Source organism: Streptomyces sp. WELS2, assembly GCF_013870595.1.
GTDB lineage: Bacteria > Actinomycetota > Actinomycetes > Streptomycetales > Streptomycetaceae > Streptomyces.
In genome coordinates this window covers 1-4,510 of the sequence record NZ_JACBWZ010000526.1, presented here as the reverse complement: position 1 = coordinate 4,510, position 4,510 = coordinate 1, and the positions used below count along the sequence as shown (strand labels likewise).

Below are 4,510 nucleotides of genomic sequence, written 5' to 3'. Positions count from 1 at the left end.
CGGTCGCCTCCACCCAGGCCGGCAAGGGCTCGCTGCGCCACGACCATCCGCAGGACGTCGGCGGGATCGGGCACACCGGCACCGCCACCGCCGACGACCTGGCCCGCACCGCGGACCTGGTGATCGGCGTCGGCACCCGCTACACCGACTTCACCACCGCCTCCGGCACCCTCTTCGAGAACCCGGCCGTCCGCTTCCTCAACCTCAACATCGCCCCCTACGACGGCCACAAGCTCGCCGGGCTCCCGCTGGTCGCGGACGCCCGCAGCGCGCTGGGCGAACTGACCGAGGCGCTCGGGATGCACGGCCACCGGGTGCCCGAGGAGTACGTCGCCGAGTACACCGGGGCCAAGGACCGCTGGGAGCGGACCGTCGACGCCTGCTTCGCGGCCCCGGACCCCGCAGCCCGCCCGACCCAGCCGCAGGTCCTCGGGGCGCTGGACGCACTGGTGGACGAGTCGGACATCATCGTCGGCGCGGCCGGCTCGCTCCCCGGCGACCTGCACAGACTCTGGCGGGCCCGGTCGGCGGACCAGTACCACCTGGAGTACGGCTACTCCTGCATGGGCTACGAGATCCCGGCCGCGCTCGGGGTGAAGCTCGCCGCGCCGGAGCGGAACGTGTGGGCGCTGGTCGGCGACGGCACGTACCTGATGCTGCCGGCGGAGATCGTCACGGCCGTGCAGGAAGGCGTGGCGGTCAAGCTCGTCCTGCTGCAGAACCACGGCTACGCCTCCATCGGCGGGCTGTCCGAGGCGGTGGGCGCCGAGCGGTTCGGCACCGCCTACCGCTACCCGGCCGGGGACGGCACCTACACCGGCGCCCCGCTGCCCGTGGACCTCGCGGCCAACGCGGCCAGCCTCGGCATGCGGGTGCTGCGCGCGGGGACCGTGGGGGAGCTGCGGGCGGCGCTCGGCGAGGCGCGCGCCGCCGACGTCCCCACATGTGTCTACGTGGAGACCGAAACGTCCGACACTGTGTCGGGCGCGCCGCCCGCCCAGGCCTGGTGGGATGTTCCCGTGGCCGCGACCGCGGCCCGCCCGTCCGCGGTCAAGGCACGCGAGCTGTACGAACGGCACGTCTCCACCCGACGCCGCCATCTGTGAGAAGGAGTCCCCGGACATGACGAAGATCGTCAACCACTGGATCGGCGGCAAGACCGTCGAAGGCGCGTCGGGTGCGTACGGACCGGTCACCGATCCGGCGACCGGCGCGGTGACGACGAAGGTCGCGTTCGCGTCGGCGGAGGAGGTGGACGCGGCGGTCGCCTCGGCCAAGGACGCCTTCGCCTCCTGGGGGCAGTCCTCGCTGGCCCAGCGCACCTCCATCCTGTTCCGGTTCCGGGCGCTGCTGGACGCCCACCGCGACGAGATCGCCGAGCTGATCACCGCCGAGCACGGCAAGGTGCACTCCGACGCGCTCGGCGAGGTCGCGCGCGGCCTGGAGATCGTGGACCTGGCCTGCGGGATCAACGTCCAGCTCAAGGGCGAGCTGTCCACGCAGGTCGCCAGCCGGGTCGACGTGGCCGCGATCCGCCAGCCGCTCGGCGTCGTCGCGGGCATCACGCCGTTCAACTTCCCGGCGATGGTCCCGATGTGGATGTTCCCGATCGCCATCGCCTGCGGCAACACCTTCGTGCTCAAGCCCAGCGAGAAGGACCCGTCCGCGTCCGTGCGGATCGCCGAGCTGCTGTCCGAGGCAGGGCTGCCCGACGGTGTCTTCAACGTCGTCCACGGCGACAAGGTGGCCGTCGACCGCCTCCTGGAGCACCCGGACGTCAAGGCCGTCTCCTTCGTCGGCTCCACCCCGATCGCCCGGCACATCCACGCCACCGCCTCCGCGCACGGCAAGCGGGTGCAGGCCCTCGGCGGCGCCAAGAACCACATGCTGGTGCTGCCGGACGCCGACCTGGACGCGGCGGCCGACGCGGCGGTGAGCGCGGCCTACGGCTCGGCCGGCGAGCGCTGCATGGCCATCTCGGCGGTCGTGGCGGTCGGCTCCATCGGCGACACGCTGGTGGAGAAGATCCGCGAGCGCGCCGAGAAGATCAAGATCGGCCCCGGCAACGACCCGGCGTCCGAGATGGGCCCGCTGATCACCAAGGCGCACCGGGACAAGGTCGCCTCCTACGTCGCGGGCGCCGCCGCCGAGGGCTGCGAGGTCGTGCTCGACGGCACCGGGTACACGGTCGAGGGCTTCGAGGACGGCCACTGGATCGGCATCTCGCTGCTGGACCGGGTGCCGACCACCGCCAAGGCGTACCAGGACGAGATCTTCGGCCCGGTGCTGTGCGTGCTGCGCGCCGGCACCTACGAGGAGGGCGTGGCGCTCATCAACGCCTCGCCGTTCGGCAACGGCACCGCGATCTTCACCCGGGACGGCGGCGCGGCCCGGCGCTTCCAGCTGGAGGTCGAGGCGGGCATGGTCGGCGTGAACGTGCCGATCCCGGTGCCGGTGGGCTACCACTCCTTCGGCGGCTGGAAGGACTCGCTCTTCGGCGACCACCACATCTACGGCAACGACGGCACGCACTTCTACACCCGCGGCAAGGTCGTCACCACGCGCTGGCCCGACCCGGCCGACGCCCCGGCGGGCGTGGACCTGGGCTTCCCGCGCAACCACTGAGCCGGACGGGTGCCCCGTCCCGCGCGCGGCGCGGGGCGGGGCACCGGTGTGTCCGCCGCACCCTCCGCCCGGCCTGTCCGGATAGCGGACGCCTGACATTTTTTTGAAACGTTCGCTGCGGTTCCCGTGCAGTGCGGACGAAACGGGTGACGAAGGGGTTGTCGCGGTGATGCCTTTGAAAGCCAGGTCACAACGGGTTTGGGCTTGATGGATGCACCTGTAGGGCGTAAGGGCCTGGGAAAGCGATGCCGCCCAGAGATAAGCGGAGCTGCGGATTCCGAAGGTAAACGGGCATTGACGTGGGGGTTTTCGTCGGGGTTCTATGCAGCGCCGGGAGCGGACGAGACCGAACATTCGACGAACCGCCGGAGGCGATAGCGCTCCCGAGCCCACCCCGCACTCGCACCAGCCGATCGGAACCGCCCATGACCGACACCCACCAGAAGACCGTGGCCGACGCCGGGACAGCCCCCGCCCCCGGGCTGAAGCGCTCCATCGGTGTCGTGGGCGGCACGCTGCTGACGCTGTCCTGCGTCACGCCCGCCTCCACGCTCTTCGTCGTGGTACCCGACCTGTTCGGCTCCCTCGGCACCGCCACCGCCCTCACCATCGCCATCGGCTCCCTCCTCTGCATCGCCGTGGCGTTCTGCTACTCGGAGCTGGGCACGCTCATCCCGAGCGCGGGCGGCGAGTACGCCATGGTGTCCACGATGGCCGGGCGGCTCGCGGGCTGGCTCGTGTTCGTGCTCTCCCTGCTGGTCGTCATGATCGTGCCGCCGGTGATCGCGATGGGCACGGCGGACTACCTCGCCCCGATCGTCCACCTCGACCCGTCCATGACCGGCGCCGGCGTGATGCTGCTCGCCACCCTCGCCGGCCTGCTCGACCTGCGCGCCAACGCCTGGATCACCGGCATCTTCCTGGTCCTGGAGGTCATCGCCGCCGGTGTCGTCGCCCTGCTCGGCTTCTCGCACAGCCACCGCGGGGCGGGCAGCCTGGTCTCGATGCAGGTTGCCGGCGAACACGGCCACACGGACACCGTGACGGCCATGCTGGTGGTCTCCGGCCTCGCCATCGCCCTGTTCATCACCCAGGGCTTCTCCACCGCCGTCTACCTCTCCGAGGAACTGGAGAACCCGCGCCGCAACGTCGCCCGCACGGTCCTCGCCACCCTCGCCATCTCCACCGTGGTCATCCTGGTGCCGGTCACCGCCATCACCCTCGGCGCCTCCGACCTCTCCGAGCTCACCGGCGGCGACATCAGCTCCATGGTCACCGCCTGGTCCAACTCCGCGGTCGGCACCTTCGTCAGCCTCTGCGTGGCCCTCGCCATCATCAACGCGGGCATCGTCATGGTCATCCAGAACTCCCGGGTGCTGTTCGCCTCCGCCCGCGACAAGGCCTGGCCCGGCCCGGTCAACACGGTCTTCTCCCGGCTCGGCCGGTTCGGCTCCCCCTGGGTGGCCACCCTCGCCGTCGGCGTCCCCGGCGCGGTGCTCTGCTTCGTCAACCTCGACACCCTCTACGGCGTCACCGGCGTCTCGGTGACCGGCATGTACCTGCTGGTCGCGGTCGCCGCACTGCTCGCCCGCCGCGGCTCCCACAAGCACACGCCCGCCTGGCGGATGCCGCTGTGGCCCGCGGTGCCGGTCCTGCTCATCGCCGTCCTGGCCTACATCCTGACCCAGCAGGAGACGAGCTACCTGCTGTGGACCGGCGGCATCACCGCCGTCGCCACCCTGTACTGGGCCCTGTACCTGCGACCCCGCCGCGACACCCGCTGGCTGGTGTCCATCCCCGAGGACGCGCAGGTCACCGACCCGGCGGACACCCCGGTGACCATCCCGGCACAGGCCGGCCCGGTCACCCCGGCCCCCGCGCCGGT

Annotated in this window: 3 protein-coding genes; all 3 read left to right on the top strand. The window is 71.6% G+C overall.

Annotated features, from left to right (window positions below; genetic code table 11):
• The coding region (locus tag H5J33_RS24805) for a thiamine pyrophosphate-dependent enzyme (protein WP_258565379.1) at positions 1 to 1,106 on the top strand (1,106 nt) is incomplete at its 5' end.
• A gap of 16 nt (positions 1,107 to 1,122) precedes the next feature.
• Positions 1,123 to 2,625 (top strand): CoA-acylating methylmalonate-semialdehyde dehydrogenase, encoded by a 1,503-nt coding sequence (gene mmsA, locus H5J33_RS24800; RefSeq protein WP_181797094.1) that lies wholly within the window; start codon positions 1,123 to 1,125, stop codon positions 2,623 to 2,625.
• 425 nt (positions 2,626 to 3,050) lie between these two features.
• Positions 3,051 to 4,510 (top strand): APC family permease (locus tag H5J33_RS24795; protein ID WP_258565378.1); only part of this gene is annotated, 1,460 nt, incomplete at its 3' end.